The organism is Streptomyces sp. UNOB3_S3, from assembly GCF_020740895.1.
In the GTDB taxonomy this organism is placed as follows: Bacteria; Actinomycetota; Actinomycetes; order Streptomycetales; family Streptomycetaceae; genus Streptomyces.
The window spans coordinates 1-4,472 of record NZ_JAILXP010000489.1; the positions used below are offsets into that span (position 1 = coordinate 1).

3 protein-coding genes are annotated in these 4,472 nt (G+C 70.8%); all 3 read left to right on the forward strand.

All coding sequences use genetic code 11. The features are described from left to right. Window positions 1-1,946 (forward strand): ABC transporter ATP-binding protein (locus K6I33_RS32325; protein WP_275126832.1); only part of this gene is annotated, 1,946 nt, incomplete at its 5' end. 470 nt (window positions 1,947-2,416) lie between these two features. Next, entirely contained in the window at window positions 2,417-3,268 is an 852-nt protein-coding gene (locus K6I33_RS32330; protein WP_229358134.1) for a response regulator transcription factor, read from the forward strand. Window positions 3,269-3,292: 24 nt separating this feature from the next. Beyond that, window positions 3,293-4,315, forward strand: a complete 1,023-nt coding sequence (locus tag K6I33_RS32335) for a LacI family DNA-binding transcriptional regulator (protein ID WP_229358135.1) — start codon at window positions 3,293-3,295, stop codon at window positions 4,313-4,315. Window positions 4,316-4,472 lie beyond the last annotated feature (157 nt).

Here is a 4,472-nt window from a genome sequence, read left to right on the forward strand (position 1 = left end):
CCCCCCAGCGCAGAGGCCCCGCGCCCGCCGTCGGCATGGCCCGTTTCATGGGCGGCCAGCCCACCGAGAAGTCCATGGACTTCGCAGGCTCCGGCCGCCGGCTCCTCGCCCGGCTGCGTCCCGAGCGGGCGGTCGTCTCCGTCGCCCTGGCGCTCGGCGTGGTCAGCGTGGCGCTGGCCGTCGTCGGCCCCAAGGTCCTCGGCCACGCCACCGACCTGATCTTCGCCGGTGTGATCGGCTCCCAGATGCCGGCCGGCCCCACCAAGGCCGAGGCCCTGGCGCGGATGCGGCAGCAGGGCGACGGCAGGATCGCCGACATGCTCTCCGGGCTCGACTTCGTCCCGGGCCAGGGCATCGACTTCGGCGCCGTCGGCACGGTGCTGCTGTGGGTGACGCTGATCTATGTGGGCTCGTCCCTCTTCCAGCTCGTCCAGGCCCGCATCGCCACGAACGTCGTCCAGAAGGCCGTGTTCCGGCTGCGCGAGGAGGTCGAGGAGAAGCTCGGCCGGCTGCCGCTGAGCTACTTCGACAAGCAGCAGCGCGGCGAGGTCCTCTCCCGTGCCACCAACGACATCGACAACATCGCGCAGACCCTTCAGCAGACCCTCAGCCAGATCATGGCCTCCCTGCTGACGATCGTCGGCGTGCTGGCGATGATGTTCTGGATCTCCTGGCTGCTGGCCCTGGTCGCCCTGGTGACCGTGCCGGTGTCGGTCGTCGTCGCCACCCGCATCGGCAAGCGGGCGCAGCCGCAGTTCGTCGCGCAGTGGAAGTCCACGGGCAAGCTCAACGCCCACATCGAGGAGATGTACACCGGCCACTCGCTGGTGAAGGTCTTCGGCCGCCAGAAGGAGTCCGCCGAGACCTTCCGCAAGGAGAACGACGAGCTCTACGAGGCCGGGTTCAAGGCGCAGTTCATCTCGGGCCTGATCCAGCCCGCGATGATGTTCATCGGCAACCTCAACTATGTGCTCGTCGCCGTGGTCGGCGGGCTGCGCGTGGCGAGCGGCTCACTGTCGATCGGTGACGTCCAGGCGTTCGTGCAGTACTCGCGCCAGTTCAGCCAGCCGCTGACCCAGGTGGCCTCCATGGCCAACCTGGTCCAGTCCGGCGTCGCCTCGGCCGAGCGCGTCTTCGAGCTGCTGGACGCGGAGGAGCAGTCCGCCGACCCGGTGGACGCGCGCCGCCCCGAGCGGGTGCGCGGCGAGGTCTCCTTCGAGAAGGTCTCCTTCCGCTACGAGCCCGACCGCCCCCTCATCGAGGACCTGTCGCTGACGGTCCGGCCCGGCCAGACCGTGGCCATCGTCGGCCCGACCGGCGCCGGCAAGACCACGATGGTCAATCTGCTGATGCGCTTCTACGAGGTCAACGGGGGCCGCATCACGCTCGACGGCGTCGACGTCGCCGGGATGTCCCGGGAGGAGCTGCGCTCCCACATCGGGATGGTCCTCCAGGACACCTGGCTGTTCGGCGGCACGATCGCGGAGAACATCGCCTACGGCGCTCCCGAGGGAGTCTCCATGGACAAGATCGTGGAGGCGGCGAAGGCCACCCACGTCGACCGCTTCGTCCGTACGCTGCCCGACGGCTACGACACGGTCATAGACGAGGAGGGCTCCAACGTCAGCGTCGGCGAGAAGCAGCTGATCACCATCGCGCGGGCCTTCCTCGCCGAGCCGGAGATCCTCGTCCTCGACGAGGCCACCAGCTCCGTCGACACCCGCACCGAGGTGCTGATCCAGCAGGCCATGGGCCGGCTGCGGACCGGGCGCACCAGCTTTGTGATCGCCCACCGCCTCTCCACCATCCGTGACGCGGACGTCATCCTGGTGATGGAGTCCGGCCGCATCGTGGAGCAGGGCACCCACGACTCGCTGCTGGCGACGGGCGGGGCGTACGCCCGGCTGTACCAGGCGCAGTTCGCGGAGCCGGTCGCGGAGGCGTAGGGCCGTCCGGCGGATCGGTACCGGGGCGCGCGCCGTCGCGACGGCGCGCGCCCCGGCGCGTGCTCCTGTGCGCCGTCCGTGCCGCAGCGCACCCCCGTTCGGCCGTCGGCGGGCCGGTGGGTGCGCGAGACTGGACGGTACGGGACGGCCTCGTCCCGCGACCGCCACGCCGCAGGCCTTCCGCTGTCAAGAGTGCGATGCGATGACCACTCGAAGTGACCGACGAAACACAAGCTCATGCAAAATCGTCCGCGCCGTCGAATGCCGGGTGGGTTATTCTGCTGCGCAGAGAGGATCCGGGCAGAGTGGCCCCCGGGTCCTTTTGTGCATTCGGACGACGAGCAGTGCCCCAACCGTCCTCGCAGGGACCGAGGAGGAACCGACGTAATGGGCGAGCGAAGCGCACGACAAGAGAGCGCGACCCCCACGGGTCGTACCAGCCGTACGAGGACCCGGGCGGGTGGTTGCCGATGAGCTCCCTGCTCCTCCTGACCAATGCCCTCCAGCCGTCGACCGAGGTGCTGCCCGCGCTCGGTCTGCTGCTGCACAGCGTGCGCGTGGCCCCGGCCGAGGGCCCGGCCCTCGTGGACACCCCCGGGGCCGACGTCATACTGATCGACGGCCGCCGCGACCTGCCGCACGTCCGCAGCCTCTGCCAGCTGCTGCGCTCCACCGGACCGGGCTGTCCGCTGCTCCTCGTCGTCACCGAGGGCGGCCTCGCCGCCGTCACCGCCGACTGGGGCGTGGACGACGTCCTCCTCGACACGGCGGGCCCCGCCGAGGTCGAGGCCCGGCTGAGGCTGGCCATGGGACGCCAGCAGATCTCCATGGACGACAGCCCGATGGAGATCCGCACCGGCGACCTCTCCGTGGACGAGGCCACCTACAGCGCCAAGCTCAAGGGCCGGGTCCTGGACCTGACCTTCAAGGAATTCGAGCTGCTCAAATATCTCGCCCAGCACCCCGGCCGGGTCTTCACCCGCGCCCAGCTCCTCCAAGAGGTCTGGGGCTACGACTACTTCGGCGGTACCCGCACCGTGGACGTCCACGTCCGGCGGCTGCGCGCCAAGCTGGGCCCCGAGCACGAGTCCTTGATCGGCACCGTCCGGAACGTGGGCTATCGGTTCGTGCTGCCGGAGAAGCTGGAGAAGGCCGAGAAGGCGGAGAAGGAGAAAGCCGGACCCGCCGCCTCCGGGCCGCCCGGCCGGGCCGCCGCCCCGGAGGGCGGGCCCGGCGCCGCCGCCGGGCGGCCGCCGGGGGAGCGGTCGCGGAACGGCTCGCACAGTGACCGAACCGAGGCCGTTCGCCCGGTGAAACGGTAGGTGGACCCGCGTAGACTTCCGCGCGTGGCCAAGGTGACGCGGGACGATGTGGCGAGACTTGCGGGGACGTCGACCGCGGTCGTCAGCTACGTCATCAACAATGGACCGCGCCCGGTGGCACCGGCGACGCGGGAGCGAGTGCTGGCCGCGATCAAGGAGCTGGGGTACCGGCCCGACCGGGTCGCCCAGGCGATGGCCTCACGACGGACGGACCTCATAGGCCTGATCGTCCCGGACGCGCGCCAGCCCTTCTTCGCGGAGATGGCGCACGCGGTCGAGCAGGCGGCGGCCGAGCGCGGGAAGATGGTCCTCGTCGGGAACTCCGACTACCTCGACGAGCGCGAAGTGCACTACCTCCGCGCCTTCTTGGGCATGCGCGTCTCCGGCCTGATCCTGATCAGCCAGGGCCCCAGCGAGACCGCCGCCATGGAGATCGACGCCTGGGACGCCCGGATCGTCCTGATGCACCGCAGGCCCGACGCGATCGACGACGTGGCCGTCGTGACCGACGACGTCGGCGGCGCCCAGCTCGCCACGCGCCACCTCCTGGAGCACGGCCACCCGTACGTCGCCTGCCTCGGCGGCACGGAGTCGACGCCGGCCATAGGAGACCCGGTCACCGACCACGTCGAGGGCTGGCGAAGGGCCATGCGCGAGGCCGGGAAGTCCCTGGAGGGCCGGCTCTTCCCGGCCCCCTACAACCGCTACGACGCCTACAAGGTCGCCCTGGAGCTGCTCGCCGGCCCCAACCGGCCGCCGGCCCTGATGTGCGCCACCGACGACCAGGCCATCGGCGTGCTGCGGGCCGCGCGCGAGCTGCGCATCGACGTGCCGGGGGAGCTGGCGGTGGCGGCGTTCGACGACGTGAAGGAAGCGGCGCTGACCGACCCGCCGCTCACCACGGTCGCCTCCGACCGGCAGGCGATGGCCCGCTCGGCGGTCGATCTCGTCCTCGACGACGGGCTCCGCTTCGCGGGGTCGCGGCGCGAGCGCCTCAAGCAGTTCCCCTCACGACTGGTGATCCGCCGCTCCTGCGGCTGTGGCTGACCGAAACCGGGGGCTCCGCCCCCGGACCCCCGGCATCCTTTATGCCGGGTGAACAGGGTTCTGCACCCCTTCTCAGCCCGTCCTCAGACTCCTCTCATGATGGCGGAGCACAGTCGTACCCATGACGGAAACCCCCCGCCCCGGCGGCCCCCAGGAC

Excerpts from the sequence above, each read along its gene's own strand:
- K6I33_RS32330 (WP_229358134.1), top strand. The coding sequence starts at position 2,417 with ATGAGCTCCCTGCTCCTCCTGACCAATGCCCTCCAGCCGTCGACCGAG.